General features: G+C 59.0%; 17 protein-coding genes. 2 read left to right on the plus strand and 15 right to left on the minus strand.

Annotated features, from left to right (window positions below):
- Positions 1-118: 118 nt before the first annotated feature.
- The 12 genes from sfnG to PY650_RS31160 all read right to left on the minus strand — a co-directional run bounded on the left by sfnG (position 119) and on the right by PY650_RS31160 (position 14129).
- Positions 119-1228 carry a dimethylsulfone monooxygenase SfnG gene (gene sfnG / locus PY650_RS31105; RefSeq protein ID WP_285883724.1) on the minus strand — a complete coding sequence of 370 codons (1110 nt, stop codon included), beginning with the start codon at positions 1226-1228 and terminating at the stop codon, positions 119-121.
- Positions 1229-1260: 32 nt separating this feature from the next.
- Positions 1261-1836 (minus strand): FMN reductase, encoded by a 576-nt coding sequence (gene msuE / locus PY650_RS31110; RefSeq protein WP_285883726.1) that lies wholly within the window; start codon positions 1834-1836, stop codon positions 1261-1263.
- Between the two features lie 1208 nt (positions 1837-3044).
- On the minus strand, positions 3045-3956 hold the full coding sequence (iolE, locus tag PY650_RS31115) for a myo-inosose-2 dehydratase (protein WP_285883728.1): 912 nt from the start codon (positions 3954-3956) through the stop codon (positions 3045-3047).
- Between the two features lie 75 nt (positions 3957-4031).
- Positions 4032-4421: a tautomerase family protein gene (locus tag PY650_RS31120; protein ID WP_285883730.1), complete on the minus strand. Its 390-nt coding sequence runs from the start codon at positions 4419-4421 to the stop codon at positions 4032-4034.
- Between the two features lie 33 nt (positions 4422-4454).
- Complete coding sequence (gene iolB / locus PY650_RS31125; RefSeq protein ID WP_285883731.1) at positions 4455-5261, minus strand: 5-deoxy-glucuronate isomerase; 807 nt, start codon at positions 5259-5261, stop codon at positions 4455-4457.
- Between the two features lie 10 nt (positions 5262-5271).
- Positions 5272-7113 (minus strand): 3D-(3,5/4)-trihydroxycyclohexane-1,2-dione acylhydrolase (decyclizing), encoded by a 1842-nt coding sequence (gene iolD / locus PY650_RS31130; protein ID WP_285883733.1) that lies wholly within the window; start codon positions 7111-7113, stop codon positions 5272-5274.
- Between the two features lies 1 nt (position 7114).
- Positions 7115-9022 carry a bifunctional 5-dehydro-2-deoxygluconokinase/5-dehydro-2-deoxyphosphogluconate aldolase gene (locus PY650_RS31135; protein WP_285883734.1) on the minus strand — a complete coding sequence of 636 codons (1908 nt, stop codon included), beginning with the start codon at positions 9020-9022 and terminating at the stop codon, positions 7115-7117.
- Between the two features lie 197 nt (positions 9023-9219).
- Complete coding sequence (locus PY650_RS31140) at positions 9220-10239, minus strand: Gfo/Idh/MocA family oxidoreductase (RefSeq protein ID WP_285883735.1); 1020 nt, start codon at positions 10237-10239, stop codon at positions 9220-9222.
- A 21-nt stretch (positions 10240-10260) separates the two neighbouring features.
- On the minus strand, positions 10261-11055 hold the full coding sequence (locus PY650_RS31145) for a TIM barrel protein (RefSeq protein WP_285872985.1): 795 nt from the start codon (positions 11053-11055) through the stop codon (positions 10261-10263).
- A gap of 83 nt (positions 11056-11138) precedes the next feature.
- Positions 11139-11927 (minus strand): ATP-binding cassette domain-containing protein, encoded by a 789-nt coding sequence (locus PY650_RS31150; RefSeq protein WP_285883737.1) that lies wholly within the window; start codon positions 11925-11927, stop codon positions 11139-11141.
- Complete coding sequence (locus tag PY650_RS31155; RefSeq protein WP_285883738.1) at positions 11927-13051, minus strand: ABC transporter permease; 1125 nt, start codon at positions 13049-13051, stop codon at positions 11927-11929. The genes PY650_RS31150 and PY650_RS31155 overlap by 1 nt, the downstream gene beginning before the upstream one ends.
- 124 nt (positions 13052-13175) lie before the next feature.
- Positions 13176-14129 (minus strand): sugar ABC transporter substrate-binding protein, encoded by a 954-nt coding sequence (locus tag PY650_RS31160; RefSeq protein WP_285883739.1) that lies wholly within the window; start codon positions 14127-14129, stop codon positions 13176-13178.
- Positions 14130-14331: 202 nt separating this feature from the next.
- Between PY650_RS31160 and PY650_RS31165 the strand changes: the two genes are divergently transcribed.
- Positions 14332-15324, plus strand: coding sequence for a LacI family DNA-binding transcriptional regulator (locus PY650_RS31165; RefSeq protein ID WP_285883740.1), 993 nt, complete (start codon positions 14332-14334; stop codon positions 15322-15324).
- Between the two features lie 207 nt (positions 15325-15531).
- On the opposite strand, the gene PY650_RS31170 is transcribed toward PY650_RS31165, so the two are convergent.
- Both PY650_RS31170 and PY650_RS31175 read right to left on the minus strand, forming a co-directional pair.
- Positions 15532-16533, minus strand: a complete 1002-nt coding sequence (locus tag PY650_RS31170) for a zinc-dependent alcohol dehydrogenase family protein (RefSeq protein WP_285883741.1) — start codon at positions 16531-16533, stop codon at positions 15532-15534.
- 107 nt (positions 16534-16640) lie between these two features.
- Positions 16641-17384 carry an SDR family NAD(P)-dependent oxidoreductase gene (locus PY650_RS31175; protein WP_285883742.1) on the minus strand — a complete coding sequence of 248 codons (744 nt, stop codon included), beginning with the start codon at positions 17382-17384 and terminating at the stop codon, positions 16641-16643.
- A 110-nt stretch (positions 17385-17494) separates the two neighbouring features.
- On the opposite strand from PY650_RS31175, the gene PY650_RS31180 reads away from it, so the two are divergent.
- Positions 17495-18112, plus strand: coding sequence for a TetR/AcrR family transcriptional regulator (locus PY650_RS31180; protein ID WP_285883743.1), 618 nt, complete (start codon positions 17495-17497; stop codon positions 18110-18112).
- Between the two features lie 358 nt (positions 18113-18470).
- Here the strand turns inward: PY650_RS31180 and PY650_RS31185 are convergent, their stop codons facing one another.
- Complete coding sequence (locus PY650_RS31185) at positions 18471-18845, minus strand: winged helix-turn-helix transcriptional regulator (RefSeq protein WP_285883745.1); 375 nt, start codon at positions 18843-18845, stop codon at positions 18471-18473.
- Positions 18846-18947 lie beyond the last annotated feature (102 nt).

Below are 18947 nucleotides of genomic sequence, written 5' to 3' on the forward strand. Positions count from 1 at the left end.
AGTGTCCTCCATTCGGCTCGGGCGCGGCTTGAACACGGCACGCCAATCCCGTCGGCGTGGACCAATCGGCCCACGCACCCCTCATGTTTCACTTACGAGGTATTTTGCTGCAGCGAGCCTATTCGGCCGCCACTGGCTGGGTACTAGCAGCCTCTTCGAGCTCACGAACCAGCGGGATCACATGCTTGCCGAAATACTCGACCTCCTCCTGGAAATGCAGGAAGCCCAGCAGGATCAGATCCGCACCCGCCTGCTTCAGCGCCACAACCCGCTCGGCAACCTGCCGTGGCGTGCCGATAAGGTTCGAGCGGAATCCATCATTATATTGAACAAGGTCTTCGAAAGAGGATTTCGCCCAGTTTCCTTCGCCTTCCGGCGACGCCTTGCCGGCGTTCTTAACTTCATGCCCGAAAGCATTGACCGCCTCGGGATTGGCCTTCTCGATGATCTCGGCAAGTACTGCCTTGGCTTCTTCCTCCGTTTCGCGCACGATTGCGAAGGCGTTCACCCCGATCCGCACGGTATGGCCATTCTCCTTGGCCTTCGATTGGATGTCGTCAACCTGCTTGCGGATCTCGGCCGGCGTATTGCCGTTGGTGAAATACCAGTCAGACACCCGGGCCGCCATGTCGCGAGCGGCACGGGAGGAGCCGCCTTGGAAAATCTCCGGCTGCGGGTCGATCGGCTTCGGCTTCAGCGAATAATTGTTGAAGCGATAGAAATCGCCGCGGAAGGTGAAATTGTCCTCGGTCCAGATGCCGCGAAGTGCACGGATGAATTCTTCCGAGCGGCGATAGCGCTCATCATGATCCAGCCAATGCTCGCCAATGGCGGCGAATTCGCCGCGGAACCAGCCGCTCACGATATTGACCGCGACGCGCCCGTTGGTCAGGTGATTGATGGTCGCAATCTGCTTGGCGGCAAGGGCAGGATTCCAAGGACCGGGCAGGATCGCCGCGATCACCTTCAACGTCGTGGTCGATTCAAGCAGGGCGTGACTGAACGAGACGGACTCATGCTGAAACTCCGCTCCATAACCTGCCGTGAAACGGATCTGGCTCAAGGCATATTCGAAACCGCTCGCTTCGGCGATCTGCGCAAGCTTCCTGTTGTATTCGATCGTCCAGCTTGTGCGCTGTTCGATGTTCGAAATCACCAGGCCTCCCGAAACATTCGGCACCCAATAGGCAAATTTGACCGGATCGTTGGCGGCATTGGAAAAAGTCATGTAAAGCTCCCTCTTGAATTTCGTTCTATGGGCTAGGCTGCCAATCCGCTGTGTTTTCCCGGGGTGGCGGTCGCTCCGATGTCGAGCGCTGGCGTGATTGCCGCGACCTCTTCGACGGCTCGATCGATACGCTCGAGGACGGCAGGATTCGTGAGTTCGTAATCGGTAAAGTCGGCCTCGAGCGCATAAATTGCGGTCGGCACGGTCATCACATTGAAGAAGCCGAAAAGCGGTCGCAATTGGTGCTCAAGCATCAGGCCGTGCAACTGCGTGCCGCCGGTTGCGGCCAAGACGACACGCTTGCCCGCCAGCGCTCGATAATCGACTAGGTCAAACAGATGCTTCAGCGCGCCACTATAGGACGCGCGATATACGGGCGATCCTACGATGATGATATCGGCACCTTCCACCGCGGCAATGATCGCCTTGCCCTCAGCATCGATCTGATCCGCTCTGAGCGCCCGAAAGAGCATCGGCGCTACGTCGACAAGCTCGATGGACTGCAGATGGCCACCAACGCGCTGCCGCAGGCGATCGGCGGCGACGTTCACCAAAGACGCCGTCCTGGACGGTCTTTTGACATTGCCACTCAGCGCGAGGATGTTCATGATGATGATCTGTCCAGTTAGTTAGATAATTTACCCTATATATTTAGTGGTCTTTTAACAGGCGAAGATATTCTAATCTTCAAAGCAAAGTGAATTGCATTTCCGCCTTGAGTACCAGCTTATCGGAAGAATTTTCTCAAGCGCTATGTGTCATGCATGGCAGGCATTGGAGAGCTGAGGCCGGAACGCAGCAGGGAGCTAATTGATGGGCAAGCCTAGGCCCAAAAGCGATGTTGAATTGCGAGACTTCCGTCAGTAAAGACCGATGTTGACGTCCTCTATGTTCGCTTTTGGGCAATTGTTCCGTAGCGATGAGAAAATTCCAAAACAGAGACCGTCAGAGAGTTACACCATTCATTTTAAAAGAAAAATCGCCGAAGAATGCCGTCAATTAATCCACATCACGCATCGCAGAGGATGCCATCTATCGCAGGCGATCCGCTTGCGGCGTGTTCAAGCTAACCCGAAATCCATGGCAAAGATGCACCCTTAGGGTATCGGTGGGCTAACCAATAAATTCTTCCGGCAGTACATCATGGCAGTAAGGAGGACTCGCGTCGCCTCATCGAACTCCGTTTCGGCCCACGATGCCATGCCATTGTGCAAGCCGTCGTTGCGCTAGAGAACGGCGGCTAGAAGCGTGCGAGCAATATCAAAGTTGGGGCCGTTCGGCGTCAATGCCGCGATTGATGCAAGACAATTGGCGCGAGGTACGGTCTCGGTGCTTACCAACGCGTATCGGGTCGTCAGGATTCTGTGAACCTGTGTTGAGGTGTTCCAGAACGCCTGCACTTTCTTCATCAACGTCCCAGATGAACTCACACCCGCCTCATCGAGCAGTATTGGTGAGATGCTCAAGGCGGCCAAGCTCGGGTCGTGATCGCTTGATGTAAGAACGCGAGAGTTTGCATCGCGCTAGGCATCTTGCCTTTTGCAAGGACTTGTGGCGAAACCTAGAGCGTTGGGCGGCACGCACGACCGTCGACGGTGCGACCATACATCTGTTAGCGAGGGAGGCCACCGTGCCGAAGGCAAAGGTCTCTGGCTCCAATATAGCGATCCGAGCAACCCGCTCTTGTTGCTTCGGAAGACGCAGGTTGGTTGCTACGATCAAGTCTTTCAGTTGGTCAATTGTGGCCGGTTTTGCAACGGCTTTGTTCCGGTCCGTATGATGCGCTCCATCAATTGTTTCACCGAGGCTTCCGTCGTTAGTCGCGGAACTTGGACTGAACGAAATCGAACGCTCTTGCCGTGTGCTCCTTCGGCGCCGCCACAGCAGGATCCTGTTCTGCCTCGACGACGAGCCACCCGGCATAGCCACTGTCCTTCACGAAGCGGACGATCGGGTCGAAGTCGACCACGCCGTCGCCCGGCACTGTGAACATGCCGTTCCGCACGCCGTCATTGAAACTCAAGTCCTTCGACTGCACCTCGGCACGAATTGCCTGGCGAACGTCTTTCAGATGGATGTGAACGATACGGTCTCCAAACCGATCGATGAGCTTCGCATAATCGAACCCCGCCGCAGCGGCGTGTCCGGTATCGAGAAGGAGCCCGGCATCAGGACCGGCCCCACCGATGATTGCGGAGATTTCCTCAAAGGTTTCGGCGACCATCATGAGGTGGTGATGATAAGCGAGCTTGAGCCCATAGGTGTCGAACAGACGGCTTCCGAAGTCGGTCAGCCGCGCGGAGTATCCCGCCCGCTCCGTTTCTGGCATCAGCAGGCGTTGCGACATCGGCGCGTCGAGCGGTGATCCGGGCGTCATCATCGCGACCTCGCCATAGACCAGGACACTGCATCCCATGGCCTTCAGGAGTTCGGCGTGCGCAGCGACGGAAGCCATCTCCTCGCTGACCGATTTCTCCGCCAGTTGACCCGAGTGCCAGCCCGAGGCCAAAGCAAGGCCATTCTTATCGAGTAGCGGCTTCAAGACCGAGGCTTCGCGCGGAAACTTCCGTCCGAGCTCGACGCCGGCATAGCCGTTCGCGGCGGCGTCGCTTAGACACGTGTCGAGGGAAATATCGGCACCGAGATCTTCGAGCACGTCGTTCGCCCACGACAGAGGGCTGACTGCCAGTCGTGCTTTCGAGGAAGGCAGGGTTGATTGCTGGCTCATTTCATTCTCTTTCCGATTTTTGTCTGTGATTTGCTCTGCCGCCGGCCGGATGCCCCAAAGGGCAGCATTTGGTTTTTAGAGCTCGCCGGTCAGGAACTGGGCCCGGCCTCGGCCGAAAGACCAGTCTTCGTCCGTGTTTTGCGTGAAGGACACCATCACGTCGGTTGGGGCAGTGCCACATCGTTCCTGCAGCGCCGCACAGAGCGTCTCATAAAACGCGGTCTTCTCGTCGGTCGCCCTCGGACGCGAGACGATCTCGACCATCACGAAGCGGTCCGCGCGCGGGATATCGAGCCCGGTGTCGAGCGCGCGGAAATGGCTCGGTTCATGCTCGTTGAGGATCTGATAGCGGTCTCGCTCCGGAACCTTGAACGACTGAACCATGGCGTCATGGGCCGCATCGAGCAGTGTGTCGATCTGCTCTGAGCTGCGTCCGCGATAGATGTGGAATTTCATGAGTGGCATGCTGTACCCTCGTATCTTAGCGTCGGCTCACCGTCAGGCGTCGCGTTTCATGATCCATTCGACTTCAGGAGCCGGAATGAAGCGCCATTTTCTCAGAGGTCCGGCCATGACGTTGAGGTAGTACATCTCGAAGCCGTAGGGCGCGCCGCACGGATGATGGCCGCGCGGGACGAGAACGACGTCGCCGTCCGACACCGCCATTGTCTCATCCAGCTTGCCGTCGTCGGTATAAACGCGCTGGATGCCGAAGCCCTCGCCCGGATTGATGCGATGGTAATAGGTCTCCTCGAGATAGGTGATGCGCGGGAAGTCATCCTCATCGTGCCGGTGCGACGGGTAGCTCGACCAATGTCCAGGCGGCGTGAAGACCTCGGTCACCAAGAGGCTGTCGCAATAGTCTTCGTTCTCCATCGCAATATTGTTGATGAAGCGCGTGTTTGTCCCCTTGCCCCGCTCGGCAAGCGAAATCCCGTCCGGCCCAATACGGCGAGCCTCATGGCCGCCTTTGCCGGGCGCAGAGCAGACCGCGATGGTGCAATCCGTCTGCGCCCTGACACTCCATTCGCGGCCGTTGGGGACATAGAGGCAATGCGGCGGCGTCTTCTCGAAGACGTTCATCCGCTCACCGAGAACGCCCCAGTTTTGTCCCGCGGCGTTGATCGTGGCCTTGCCTTCCACCATGACGAGGATCACCTCGTTCAATCCTGTCTGCTCGGAGGCTTCTTCGCGTGCACGCAACTTGTAGAGCGAGAAGCCGACATAGCGCCAGCCGGCGGATTGCGGCGTAATCTCATGGACCTTCCCGTGGCGGCCGAAAGGCTTGCGTAATAGATCGCTCATCGCTGCCCCCTCAGTTCACCAAGTTCTGCAGGCGCATGTTACTCTCGTATCTCGTGCGGGCCGCGCCGGACTTTTCGGTGCGGGCGACTTCAGGCACGGCGACGTCCCACCAGAAGCCACCACCGCGTTCACCCGGACCCGGTTTCGGATCGGTATCGATGACGATGACCGTGGGCCGGTCCATGCCTCTCGCTTCGACGATCCGGACTTCGAGATCGACAATATTTTTTGCCTTGACCGCATGCGCGCCCATCGAGGCGGCATGAGCGACGAAGTCGATCTCGGGCTGCACCTCGATGTTGCAGTCCTTGTAGAGATTGTTGAATTCCTCGCCGCCGCAGTGAATCTGCAGCCGGTTGATACAGCCGTATCCCCTGTTGTCGGTCAGAATGACGGTAAACGGGATCCGGCGCATGACGGCCGTTGCAAGTTCGGAATTTGCCATCATGTAGCTGCCGTCACCGACGAAGCAGACGACCTCGCGCTCGGGCATCGCCAGCTTGATGCCAAGCGCACCGGCGAGTTCATAGCCCATGCACGAATAGCCGTACTCCATATGGTATCCGCCTTGCGCGGCCTGCCAGAGAAGCTTCAGCGCACCGGGCATCGTTCCGGCCGCACACATGGCGATGGTCTTCTCCGTAGAAACCCTCTGGACAGCGCCGATGACCTGCGCGTCGGACGGCAGATAGTCTTCGGGCTTGGCCTCAGGCGCAGCGCAATGCGCGTCCACCTTCGACAGCCAGGCAGTTCTCGATTTCGGGTCGAACGAGAGAGCCTTAAAGCTGCCAAGACGGCGCGAAAGCTCCTCCAACGCGACCTTGGCGTCTGCAATCAATCCAACCGCACCGTGTTTGTCGGCGTCATAGGCCTGAGTGTTGATCGAAACCAGTTGGCGCCCCGGTTTTCCGAAGAGAGCCCATGAGCCTGTGGTGAAGTCCTGGAAACGGGTGCCCACGCCGATAACGAGATCGGCGTTCGCACACAATTCGTTTGCTGCTGCCGAGCCGTCGACGCCCGCCGCGCCAAAGTTCATGGGATGGGCTTGTGCAAGCGCGGACTTGCCTGCCTGTGTCTCAACGACCGGCACCCCGTGGCGCGTGGCGAAATCGGCAAGCGTGTCTTCCGCCTCGGAATAGATCACACCGCCGCCGCAGATGAGAATGGGGCTGGTTGAACTGCGGATGAGATCGGCCACGTCTTCGACGTCGCGCCGGTCCGGCTCGGGACGGCGGATGCGCCAGACCTTCGGCGCGAAGAAGTCTTCCGGATAGTCGTAGGCTTCGGCCTGAACATCCTGGCAGAAGGCAAGCGTCACGGGGCCGCAGTTCGCAGGATCGGTCATGACACGAAAGGCGCGTGGCAATGCAGTCAGCAACTGCTCCGGACGATTGATCCGGTCGAAATACTTGCTGACCGGTCTCAGGCAATCGTTCGCCGAGAGGCTGCCGTCCTCAAAATCCTCGACCTGCTGCAGGACGGGATCGGGGCGGCGGGTGGCGAACACGTCGCCTGGAATGAAGAGGACCGGGAGGCGGTTGACATGTGCAAGGGCCGCCGCGGTGACCAGATTTGTCGCTCCAGGCCCGATCGACGAGGTCACGGCATGTGCGCGCAGGCGCTTCTTCGCCTTGGCGTAAGCAATCGCGGTATGCGCCATTGTCTGTTCGTTCTGTCCGCGCCATGTCGGCAAGGCGTCGCCGATGCCTGCGAGAGCCTCGCCGAGCCCTGCCACGTTGCCATGCCCGAAGATCGCCCAGACGCCCTCGATGAAGCGATCGCCTTCCTCGGTCATCTGGACGGAGAGATAGCGCACCATGGCCTGCGCCGCGGTCAACCGAATGGTGGACATGTCAGTTTCCTTTCGCAGTCTTGCGCGCCGCGTCCCAAATGCCGCAGAGGCGCTCGAAGCGCGCCGCCATGTCGGCGACCGCAGCCTGATCGGACAGATCGCCTTTCATCCAGGCACGTGCCACGTCGCCGAAAATCGTGCGACCCACGGCGAACCCTTTGACGAGGTCGAAGGAGGCAGCCACCTGGAATGAGGCCGCGAGTTCCGCCTCAGGGGCGTCAAGCCCGAGGACAACGATGCCGCGGGTATTGCCGTCGTTCCGCTCGATTGCTCGAATGGCATTTGTCCAGGCTTCGCTCGTCCTCATCGGCTCAAGCTTCCACCAGTCGGGATAGACGCCGATGTCGTAGAACTGCTGGATGAGGGTGGCGTTTGTCTCATCATTGACTGCCGAAACCTTCGACGGAATGATTTCGAGGAGGAACTCCAAACCGTTGCGACGCGAGGCTTCGAACAGCCTCTTGACCGTCTCCTCCTGGGCGGCGCGCTGTTCTGCGCTATCGGAGGGGTGGCAGAAGCAGAGCACTTTCACGACATTGTCACGCGCCCACTCATCGAGTCCACCGCAATCAAGTCCAAGTTCGGGTTCGAGCTTGAGGGGACGCGATCCCGGCCATTCGCAGGGGCGCCCGACCCAAAGGCCTGTTCCGGCAGCTGCATGCAAAGCACGCCGCCCGATGCGGTTGTCGCAAAGGATGCCATAACCCGGCCTGCCGTTCTGAACGCATTGCGCGGCCTGGAGGCACAGCAACTTGAAAGCGCCGCCGCGTTCCAGCGTATAGCCCGGCATTTCTTCGAGCTGCATGCGGTGATCGAAGGCAAAGACATGCATGCTCGACCAGTCGCCGCTTCGGTTTGTCGACCAATGAATTTGCTCTAATTCGCGGTCGTTGCGCAGATCGGGCCGCTTCACACCGCGCGCCAGAAAGAATTGCAGCTCCTCAAGGCTTGGATAAGCCGGCGTGCAGCCGTGACGGCTGACTGCAAACGCCCCGCAGGCATTCGCGTATTCGAGCGCTTTCGGCCAGGCTTCGCCGTCGAGCCACCCCTTCAGCAGGCCGGCAAAGAAACCATCGCCGGCACCAAGAACATTGAAAACCTCGATGGGAAATCCCGGGCCTTTCTGGGCGTCATCAAGGCTATTGGGGATCCAGTCTTCAATCGCCACGGCGCCCATCGCGCCGCGCTTACAGATGAGCGTAGCATCCGTGGACGTTCTGACGGCTCTCAGGGCATCAACCGTGTTCGTCGACCCGCCGGCGATGTGAAACTCTTCCTCGGTGCCGACGATGAGGTCGAACAAATGCAGGGTCGACTGGAGCTTCTCGGTGACTGCGCGGCTTTCCACGAACCTGCTTTCGCCATCGCCATGCCCTGCGACACCCCAAAGATTGGGGCGATAGTCGATGTCGAGCGCCGTCTTTACGCTATGCTTGCGGGCAAGCTTCAGCGCCTTCATCACGGCGGCTTCTGTGCGCACGTTGGAGAGATGCGTTCCAGTCACCACAAAAGCGCGCGCCTGGGCGATCAACTCCTCGTCGATATCGTCTTCACACAGGGCCATGTCGGCGCAGTTTTCGCGATAAAAAATCAGCGGGAACTGGTTTTCGTCACGAATGCCGAGAATCACAAGGGCGGTCAGACGCTCCGGATCGGTCTTCACGCCTTGGCAATTAACGCCTTCGCGCTCAAGCTGCTCGCGAATGAAGCGTCCCATATGTTCGTCCCCGACGCGCGTGATGACGGCGCTCTGCAACCCGAGACGCGCTGCTCCGCAGGCGATGTTGGTGGGACTTCCACCAATATATTTGTTGAACGACCCCATGTCTTCGAGCCGGCCGCCGACCTGGGCGCCGTAAAGATCGACGGAGCTGCGGCCGATCGTGATCACGTCGAGATTCTTGTTCATGAGCGTTACCTATCTCCGGGCGTAAGGCAAACCGGCCTTAGCGAAAGTCCTGCCACACTGAGACTTCAATGTGCGTTTCCCGTGTGCCCTGTTGGAATGCCGGCGGCACATCAAAGATCGCTGATCATTCGGTCTTGTCGCTAATCCGCGTCACAATGTCGGCGGACGCCAAGCGCGTCCGCCGACCCTTGACCTATTCAAGCCAGCCGAATGGGCTGCTTTTCGGAGACGGATTTGATGGCAGCCAGAGCGATCGCCAACGCGTTGCGGGCGTCGATGCCGGTCGGCCCGTCCTTGACTTCGCCGTGTCTTACGGCATCGACGAAGGATGCGAGCTGAGCCGTGTAGCCCTGGACGAAGTGGTCCGTATCACGGCGCCACGTGTCGTTCGAGACGCCATCCTTGTCGTAGAGCGTCATGCTCGAACGGCGGACATCCCCCATCGTCACCATGCCACCCGATCCGAACACCTCGCCACGGATGTCGTAGCCATACATTGCGCAGAAGTTGGCTTCGGCGACGGCGACCGAGCCGTTGTCGAAGCGGATATTGACGACGGCCGTGTCAAGGAAACCCTTCTCGCGAGCGTCGGGGCGGACGAGCGCGTCAGCCATCGCAAAAACCTCGACCGGCGTCGCCCCAGGGTTCAGCCACAGGAGCGTATCGAAGTCGTGGATGAGCGTTTCATAAAAGATGGTCCAGAGCGGGATCTTGTCCGGATCGGCGCCGAACGGACCGGGATCGCGGGTCAACGATCGGATGAGCTGCGGCGCACCGACCTTGCCTGCATCGATGGCTGCACGGCCTTCGGAGAATGCCTGGTCCCAGCGGCGGTTGAAACCGACCTGCAACGGAACGCCCGCGGCCTTGGCCGCGGCAATGCCGCGGTCGGCATCTTCGAGAGTGAGCGCCATCGGCTTTTCGCAGAAGACTGCTTTGCCCGCCTCTGCCGCCTGCACGAGGACGTTGGTGTGGAAGCGCGCGGGAGTGGCGATGACAACCGCATCGAGCCCGGGATGGGCGAGCATCTCGGCGACATCGGTATATGAAGCATCAACCCCGAGTTTGTCTGCGAGTTTGGCAGCCGCACCCGGTGCCGGATCGGCGATCGCCACGAGCTCGACGTCCACCAGACGCTTGGCGACGCTCTCGCCATGGAAGGAGCCGATGCGTCCCGCACCGATGAGACCGACGTTAACAGTTTTGACCTTGGCCATGAGAGTGATCCTGTTTCCTGATTAGAGAGTGAAAGCTTCGCGGAAGGCGACGAGCGCTTCGTCGGAATCGCCGGCGGCCCAGGCTTCCATTCCGATCGGGCCGGCATAGCCCATGTTGGCGAGCGCCTTGGCGACGCCCTTCCAATTAACCTCGCCGGTGCCCGGCTCGCAGCGGCCGGGAACATCTGCGACCTGGATCTCGCCGATCCATGGCAGCGACTTGCGGCACAACTCGATCAGGTTCCCCTCGCCGATCTGCGCATGATAGAGATCGAGGTTCAGGCGCAAGCGGGGATGGTCGATGCTCGAAACGAGCGCGAGCGTGTCTTCCGCGCGCCCAAACGGAACGCCGGGATGATCGACGGGAAGGTTGAGGTTCTCGAGTGTGAAGACGACATTCTCTTCTTCGGCCATGTCGACGATGCGACGAAGCGTGTCCTGCGCCTTGAGCCACATCGCTCCTGTCACGACTTCAATCGGCTGCACCGGAAGGCCGCGGTCACCGAGACCCGTCCCGTGGAGATTGAGGCGCTGAACACCCAGACGCTTGCCGACCTGTGCGGTCTCGCGCGCGGTCTTCAGCAATTCGTCCGCACCTTCGTCGTCAGTCAGGCGACCTGTCAGGTAACCATTCATAATCGTGAAGGTCGCGCCGGTTGCTTCAAGCTTGGCGAGGTCGTGTTCCGGCCAGTTCCAGAGGCCGACGCCGAAGCCGAGCTCCTTGAGGCGGGATGCGCGCCATTCGATCGGGCGGTCGCGCCACAGCATCTCGGCACAGGCCGCCAACGGAAACGCGGTGGTATTGGAGTTGCTCATTGGGGTATTCCTGATTTTTGGGTATGAGTGTCCGTGGCCCGGCGCTCGCGCGCCGAACTCTGTTTGGTTTTTCGAAAAACTCGTTAGATCGTGCCGCCGAGTTCCTGAGATACGGATTGCAATTCCTTGCCACCCGCCATCAGGTTTTGGAGTTCGTCGATGCCGATCTCGTTCTTGGCAAAAGTGCCAAGCGTCTTGCCGCGGTTTAGCACCGTGAAGCGGTTGCCGACGGCGTAGGCATGGCGGACGTTGTGGGTGATGAAGATCACCCCCAACCCCTTGTCGCGGACCTGGTTGATGTAGCGCAGGACGATGGAGGTCTGGGCGACACCAAGCGCCGATGTGGGTTCGTCGAGGATCAAAACCTTTGCACCGAAATAGACGGCGCGGGCGATGGCGACACACTGGCGTTCGCCACCGGACAAAGTGCCGACGGCCTGCTGCGGATCGCGGACGTCGATGCCGATCTTGTGCATCTCGTCACGGGTCACGTTGTCGGCATGTTCCATGTCCATCGTCTTGAATGGTCCGAACCCTTTCAGAGGCTCCCGACCCATGAAGAAGTTTCGGGTGACGGACATCAGCGGGATCATGGCGAGGTCCTGGTAGACTGTGGCAATGCCCGAATCGAGCGCCTCACGTGGGCCGGAGAACACGCGCGGTTGTCCGTCGACGAGGAAGTCGCCGGAACTCGGCTTATAGACGCCAGCAAGCGTGTTGATGAGCGTGCTCTTGCCCGCGCCGTTGTCTCCAAGAAGGCAGAGGACTTCGTTGGCGTGGACCTTCATGGAAACGCCGGCTAACGCAATCACCGATCCGAAATGTTTGACGAGATCCTTGACCTCGACGATGGGGGTGCTGGAGTTGCTCATCACCGTTCTCCCGTGACGCGCTTGCGGATGACGTTGTTGAAGATAACCGCGATCAGCAGCATCCCGCCGAGGAACACGAGGTACCAATCCTGGTCGATGGACGTGTAGGTCAGGCCGATCAGCACCATGCCGAAGACAATTGACCCGAAGAAAGCACCGATCGCCGAGCCGTAACCGCCGGTCAGGAGGCAGCCACCAATGACGGCGGCGATGATCGCCTCGAATTCCTTCTGGAAACCGCGTCGGGCATCGGTCGATCCGGCGTCGAGCACGGTCAGGATCGCAACGAGAGTGGCGCAAAGTGCTGTGATCACGAAAAGCGTCGTCTTCACCCGGCGGACCGGAACGCCCGATTTCTGCGCTGCCCAGGCGTCACCGCCGGCCGCGAAGATCCAATTGCCGAAGCGGGTGCGGAGCAGAAGCCAGGTCGCGCCGAGAGCAATGGTGATGAACCAGAGAATTTCAACGGGGACGCCAGGAACCTGCGGTGCGCCACTCGGGAGCTTGGCGATGACGCCGAGGTCCGCCAGCCACCTGAACAAGCCCGGAAAGGCATCGCCAGAAAAGATTGGCGCGAGCGGGCTGTTGGCTGCCGCTTCCTTCATCCCGCGAAGCTGGGTCGAGCCGCCGCTCGCCCATTTGAGGCCCACGAGCGTCAGGCCGCGGAGGATGAACAGGAACGCGAGCGTCACGATGAACGACGGTAGACCCGTCCGGATCGTGATCTGGGCATTGGTGACACCGATGCAAACCGCGAATGCCATAGAGACGAGGATCGCGACGCTCAGCGGAAGGTGAAGCACGACAAGCGCGGTGCCGAAGACAAGGCCTGCGAAGGCGACCATCGAACCGATGGAGAGGTCGAACTCGCCGCCGATCATGAGCAGGGCTGCTCCAATCGCAAGGATACCGAGCTGCGCGGCCGGAGCCATGAAATTCATGATCCCAGCGAGCGTGAACATTGCTGGATTGGCGGTGAAGACGAAGAAGATCGCGACGAGCACCAATCCGGCAACGGCTCCGAGTTCGGGGCGGCGCAGAAGGGAGGTAACGGTGGACACCTTTTTCAGCCGCTCATCGGCGTGTGAAGCTGTCACGCCGGTTTGGTCTTTGACGAGGGACATGGCCCGTTCCTTTGAGAATGGTAGATCAAATGACGCAGATGCCAGAGTTCACGATAAATCCGATGGGCAACGCACGCCAGGTAGAATGGCGGCCCCCGGGAGGTTGGGGACCGCCGGGCATCGCTTAGCGAATGCCCTGGGAGGACTTTTCGATCACGGAAGCCGCGGTGTCCTTCTCGACGAAGCTCGGACCCGACGGGACATTGCCTGCCGGAATGGTGCCATAGCGAGCGTTGAGCGCGAGGAAGGTCACCGGGAGATAGCCCTGCAGGTAGGGCTGCTGGTCGACAGCGAACAATGCCTTGCCGTCAGCCACCGCCTGGAGGAAGTTTGCGGAGAGGTCATAGGAGGCGACCTTCACCTTGTCGCCGACGCCCATCTTTTCGACGACCGCGACTGCACGCTCGCCGACGAGCGGAGCTGAGAGGCCGAGGACGACATCGATCGACGGGTCGGCGGTCAGCGCTGCCTGGATCTTGGCTTCAATTTCAGCCGGATCTGCCGTCGTCGGAAGCACCGTCACCTTGCCACCTTCGAAGCCCTTTTCGGTGCCCGCGCAACGCTGGTCGAGGGCGGCATTGCCGACCTCCTGGTTGACGCACAGGACGTGCTTGAGACCGAGAGACTTGAGCTTGGCGCCGACCTTGATGCCTGCCGGGGTTTCGTCCTGGCCAACATGCAGCTTGATGCCGAGCTTCTCCTGAGCAGCGATGCCGGAGTTCATCGAAATGACCGGGATACCGGCCGCGACCGCCTTTTCGATCGCCGGTCCAAGCGCGTCGGGGTCAGGATTGGAAATAATGATGCCCGCCGGATGTTGGTTGACGGCGGCTTCAATCAACTGCGCCATCGCCACCATGTCGAACGTTTCCGGGGCGCGGTAGTCGACCTTGACGTTGCTGTCTTTTGCGGCCTGCATCATGCCGTTCTTGACAATGGACCAGAACGGATCGGAAGCCTGACCGTGCGTTACGGCGATGATGCTCAGCTGCTCCTCAGCCTTTACCCCGACAGACCACGAGGCGGCGATACCGAGCGCGACGACACCATAGGCGAGCTTCTTCCAAATCGATTTCATGTTGTTCTCTCCTCCGAGCCATCCACTCCTATGGACAGCGAAACGAATGCTACCGGGTGCAATTTCGTTTGCTACCGGGTGCAATTTCGTTTGCTACCGGGTGCAAGCAGGTGCATAATAACTCGAAATGAGCTAAAAGCAAGCATTCATTTCACCAAAATCAACGGATGGAATGTTTGTTCTATTTTCGAGCGGAGGCGCAATGCGCAAGCGAGCAACGGCAAAACAGGTAGCGAATGCGGCAGGCGTCTCGAAATGGACAGTGATCAGAGCGTTTACGGAAGGCGCTTCCATAACCGATGAAAGCAAGCGCAAGGTGCTGGAGGCGGCTGCGGCTCTAAACTACACACCAAACTTGTTGGCGCGCAGTCTGGCGACCAAGTCGACCGGCCAAATCGCAGTGTTTGTGGACGACTTCGCCAACCCGCAAAAGCTGCCGTTTCTCGAAACGCTAACCGAGCAATTACAGGCTGTCGGGCGCGTCGCAATGCTCATCAATATCAATCACCATTTCGACCATGTCCATGCACTCCTTCACGCCGACCAAAGGCAGGTTGACGCGATCATTCTCTTCGGCACGGCATTTCGCGACGAAACGCTCACCGATCGGCAGCTTGGAAATGGCACCCCGCCAATGTTCGTGTTAGCCCGCGACAGTCAGATAGAAGGCGTTCCCGCTGTTGTCTGCGATGCTGAACTTGCCCTTCGGGAAATCGTCGATCACCTTCACGATAAGGGTTACAGACGACCGGGCTTCATGAGCGGTGCGCCCGCACTCTCGACCGCACTGAGGAGACGAGAGTATTTTAGCAAGTTCTGGTCCGAAAAGGGCATTTCACACATCGCGCATTTCGCTGCCGAGAAATACAGTTTCGAAGCAGGTGCGCTGGGGATTCGGAACTATCTGTCAAGCACGTCGAAGGACCGTATTGATGTGTTGATGTGCGAGAATGATATCCTTGCTTTGGGCGCGATGGACGAGATTCGCGGAAAATTCGGCCTGAGCGTGCCTGACGACATCGCCATCGTCGGCTTCGACAATTACGAGCTTGGCGGCTCCTCCGCCTACGGTCTCACCACCTATGAACAGCCGCTTCGAGAAATGGTCGGAGTGATTATACGCATGATAAAGAACGAGCACGATCCCGAAACCGTGACCCTGCCAGGTAGGTTGGTGCTTCGGTCGTCAACATGATTTGGATGCTTCTTCCTTCGGCGAGGATCCAAGGCGTCGAGCCACTCCATCATGCCGCCCGAAAGCCGGGGTTTGGCGATCGGTTTCGAATACTGGCGGGCTCGGGGCCGCCACTATGACTAGTACCGAGCACCACGTCTTCAAGCGCCCCGTCCCGCTCACCGTAAGCTGAGCGAGCGCGAACAAAAAAGCCGGTCGCGACCAATATCATTCAATCTTCACGAGTATCTTTCCGATCTGGTCATTCGAGTCCATGAAACGGTGAGCTTCCACAATCTGGTCCAAAGCAAAAATTTTGCCGACAACCGGTTTCAAGGTGCCGTCACTCAGATGTTTGAAAATATAATCTTTCGCCTTCTTCAGGGTTTCTGGGTCTCGGAAAAGTTCCGGGAAAGCCCAGCCTCGAAATGTGAGGGCTTTGGACATGGTTGGCCAAACCGGAAAGGGGGTCGGTCGCTGGTCTAGCAGACCGTAGGCGAAGTAGATCCCCTGATAGGCAGCGCTCTGGGCCAGCGCCTGGATACTGCTTCCTAGTACGGGATCGAAGATGATCCTGGCGCCCTTACCATTGGTGATTTCCGCTGCCCGTTCAACGATGTCTTCATCCGTACTCACGATCACATGGTCATAACCTAAGTATAAAAGATCGGCCGCCTTCTTCGCGGTTCGTGTGATGCCGATGGCTTTGCCGCCTTCGGCCTTCACTATTTCCATTGCCGCAATTGCGGTGCTGCTGCTTGCCGCCGGCAGCATGACGAAATCGCCATGAGCAACATTCGCTATGTGGACCAGGGCGCCGTAGGCGGTGAGGTACTGCATCCAGACGGATGCGCCCTGTTCTGGCGTCAGATGATCGGGATAAACGCCAAGCGACGTTACGGGTACGACAGCGACTTCGCCATAGACTCCATGACGGCTGAAGCTGAAATTGGGGATGGTGTTAAACACCTTTCCAATCAGCTTTTCGTCCACCCCGGGACCCACGGCTTCGACCACGCCGGCGGCCTCGTAACCGAGCTTTGACGGAAACTCGGGCTGAATGACGTAGTGCCCCTGACGGAAAAGCGCTTCCGCCCGATTGAGTGCGAAAGCTTTGATACGAAGGCGTACTTCATCTTTCCCTGGCTCCGGGATCGGGAGGTCTTCGACCTGCAGAACCTCTGGTCCCCCAAGCCGATGGAACTGCACAAATTTTGCTGTTTTCAACATCTGGTCTCCTGACGCATTGCATGCCGCAATGTCTCAACACTGATCGCAATTTCGGGTTCTCATTCGAGCGTGGCAGGCCGCTGACATCAGCGACAGCCGCTGGCTAATCACCAAGGCAGTGCGCCCTGGGCGTTCGAGAAGGTGCCCGTAGGGCTGTCCGTTCCGAGCAAAGCGACCCGCACCGGCTCGCGCGCTGTGTCCTCGACAGATCCGCCATATTCGCTCATGTCCGTGGCAGTAAGACCCGGGCGGACAGCATGAACCTTGACGTTGGTGCCTTCGAGTTCGATCGCGAGCGCTTGCGTAACCGCATTCAAAGCACTCTTTGAAGCGGTGTATGTGCTCGTATATTGGCGAAGCGGGTGTGAATGATCGCTGTTCAGCGTCAGAGAACCGGCCGCGCTGGATATGTTTATGATCTTTGCCGCCGGCGCCTCGCGAAGGAGCGGCAGCATAGTTTGCGTGACAGCGACGACGCCAAAAACGTTTGCGGCGAATACCGTCTTGAGCTCATCTAAATCGACGACAGACAACCGCGTTTCCACCATAATCTGAGCATTGCTGCGAGCCGGATCGCCGCCATGCCCAACACCTGCGTTGTTCACGAGAACATCAAGCCGGCCAAACGTATCGCGGATACGCGCCTCGGCCTGCGCAATCGAGGCCTCGTTGGTGACGTCAAGCTGAACCGTCTGGGCGTCAGGCCCAACGCTTTGAACGATGTTCTCGCCTGCTTCAAATCGGCGCGCGCCAATGAGTACGGTGAAACCTTGCTGCGCCAGATCTTTCGCGATCTGCAGGCCGATCCCTTTGTTTGCTCCGGTGACGAGCGCGACTGGTTTGTTATGCATTTGTGATTTCTCCGTTTGAACTTGGCAAACACGATCCTTCGTGCCATATACGGAACGATCGTCCGCTTATGCATATACGGAATCATATTCCGCTTATCAACGGGTAGAATTTGTCAGAGAGGATAGAATCATCGAGCGCGGTTAAGACCAAGGCGGCCGGCCGGCGCCGGCGAGCCGACGCGCAGCGGAACATTGGCTCGCTTATTCAAACCGCGTCGGAGGTTTTTGCCGAGGCCGGAATGGATGTGCCCATACGAGAAATTGCGGACAGGGCGGGGGTCGGCGTCGGCACACTCTACCGCCATTTTCCGACGCGCTCCGATCTTGTGGTCGCGGTCTTCCGCAGGGAGGTCGACGAGGCCGTCGAGGCAGCGAAGATATTGGCCGCGCAGCACCCTCCGGGAGAGGCCCTCGAACGATGGGTCGCGCACTATGTGGATTTTATCGCAGCCCACCGTGGGTTGGCGGCGGCGTTCAATTCAGGCGATCCGGCACTGGAAGGATTGCCCGCACATTTCCAGGAGCGGCTTGGCCCTTTGGTTCAAAACCTTCTGGACGCCGCAGCCGCGAACGGCGACACCCGGCCCGGGGTGCCGGCGAACGAGCTCCTGCACGGCATCGGGATGTTATGCGTGCCGCCCATGTGCGGCGAGCCAACTGATCCGCAGCGGATGGTCGGGTTGTTTATGGATGGGTTACGCTATCGTTCCGACAAAGCTGTCGAATAACATCATCGTTCTGCGATGAGCGATGCAAAATGGACTGCTTGTGTCGACATAATGAGCGACCGATCGCATGATGCGCTCCTCGTCCTCCGGCGCGGTCGCTCTGCCGTGCCGCACCGGCCCTCAAAAGCCGATCACTCCGGGCCAGCCGCCATGTTCAGCATCACCCAAAACGAACAAGCCCGGCTTAGGGCGTGCGCGTGTCGCATTCGAAACTAGGCGGCCACTTGATCCCTGTTCTCGTCAGGACGGGGTCAGACGTTCTGATAGGAGGCCGGTTAAAGGGTCCTAATGCTTATTCAAGGAAGAGATTTGAAGAATGGTCATGTTGAGAGCAAGCGCGGGAGATTGATGGTGCCGCTCAGGCGCTCTTCCTTGCATCGAACGAACGTTGTGCGGCCTTGATGGCCGACTGATGGGCCATGGCCCATTTTCCTAGAGCCTCAACGGGTGCCCGCAAAGAGTGTCCAAGTGGCGTTAACTCATAGTCCACTCGCGGAGGGATCGTCGGAAATACCGTTCGGGTAACAAGACCGTCCCGTTCCAATCCTCGTAGGGTAATCGTGAGCATGTGCTGTGAAATACCAGCCACGTCGCGCTTCAGCTGGTTAAACCGCCGTGGACCGTCACGCAACAACATGACGACGAGCACGCTCCACTTATCTCCGACGCGCGCAAGGACTTCGTTAATGCCTGCGCATTCCGCTGGATGATCTGGGATCCCCTCGATGGTCATATTCGTTTGACTGAGTAAGGAAATTTTGCCTTCTTGCGCGCTCATGTCGGTCAGCTATTTTAACTTAGATGAAAATTTATACCATCAAAGTGAAGGTAAGTC

The sequence above is a fragment of the Martinezella calliandrae genome, assembly GCF_030272695.1.
Lineage (GTDB): Bacteria > Pseudomonadota > Alphaproteobacteria > Rhizobiales > Rhizobiaceae > Rhizobium > Rhizobium calliandrae.

Bases quoted from the DNA above. Each gene is read 5' to 3' on its own strand.
- PY650_RS31155 (WP_285883738.1), bottom strand. From the start codon at position 13,051: ATGTCCCTCGTCAAAGACCAAACCGGCGTGACAGCTTCACACGCCGAT.
- PY650_RS31185 (WP_285883745.1), bottom strand. From the start codon at position 18,845: ATGACCATCGAGGGGATCCCAGATCATCCAGCGGAATGCGCAGGCATT.
- PY650_RS31150 (WP_285883737.1), bottom strand. From the start codon at position 11,927: ATGAGCAACTCCAGCACCCCCATCGTCGAGGTCAAGGATCTCGTCAAA.
- msuE (WP_285883726.1), bottom strand. From the start codon at position 1,836: ATGAACATCCTCGCGCTGAGTGGCAATGTCAAAAGACCGTCCAGGACG.
- iolD (WP_285883733.1), bottom strand. From the start codon at position 7,113: ATGTCCACCATTCGGTTGACCGCGGCGCAGGCCATGGTGCGCTATCTC.
- PY650_RS31145 (WP_285872985.1), bottom strand. From the start codon at position 11,055: ATGAGCAACTCCAATACCACCGCGTTTCCGTTGGCGGCCTGTGCCGAG.
- iolE (WP_285883728.1), bottom strand. From the start codon at position 3,956: ATGAGCCAGCAATCAACCCTGCCTTCCTCGAAAGCACGACTGGCAGTC.
- PY650_RS31140 (WP_285883735.1), bottom strand. From the start codon at position 10,239: ATGGCCAAGGTCAAAACTGTTAACGTCGGTCTCATCGGTGCGGGACGC.
- iolB (WP_285883731.1), bottom strand. From the start codon at position 5,261: ATGAGCGATCTATTACGCAAGCCTTTCGGCCGCCACGGGAAGGTCCAT.
- PY650_RS31170 (WP_285883741.1), bottom strand. From the start codon at position 16,533: ATGTTGAAAACAGCAAAATTTGTGCAGTTCCATCGGCTTGGGGGACCA.
- PY650_RS31135 (WP_285883734.1), bottom strand. From the start codon at position 9,022: ATGAACAAGAATCTCGACGTGATCACGATCGGCCGCAGCTCCGTCGAT.
- PY650_RS31175 (WP_285883742.1), bottom strand. From the start codon at position 17,384: ATGCATAACAAACCAGTCGCGCTCGTCACCGGAGCAAACAAAGGGATC.
- PY650_RS31160 (WP_285883739.1), bottom strand. From the start codon at position 14,129: ATGAAATCGATTTGGAAGAAGCTCGCCTATGGTGTCGTCGCGCTCGGT.
- PY650_RS31120 (WP_285883730.1), bottom strand. From the start codon at position 4,421: ATGCCACTCATGAAATTCCACATCTATCGCGGACGCAGCTCAGAGCAG.
- sfnG (WP_285883724.1), bottom strand. From the start codon at position 1,228: ATGACTTTTTCCAATGCCGCCAACGATCCGGTCAAATTTGCCTATTGG.
- PY650_RS31165 (WP_285883740.1), top strand. From the start codon at position 14,332: ATGCGCAAGCGAGCAACGGCAAAACAGGTAGCGAATGCGGCAGGCGTC.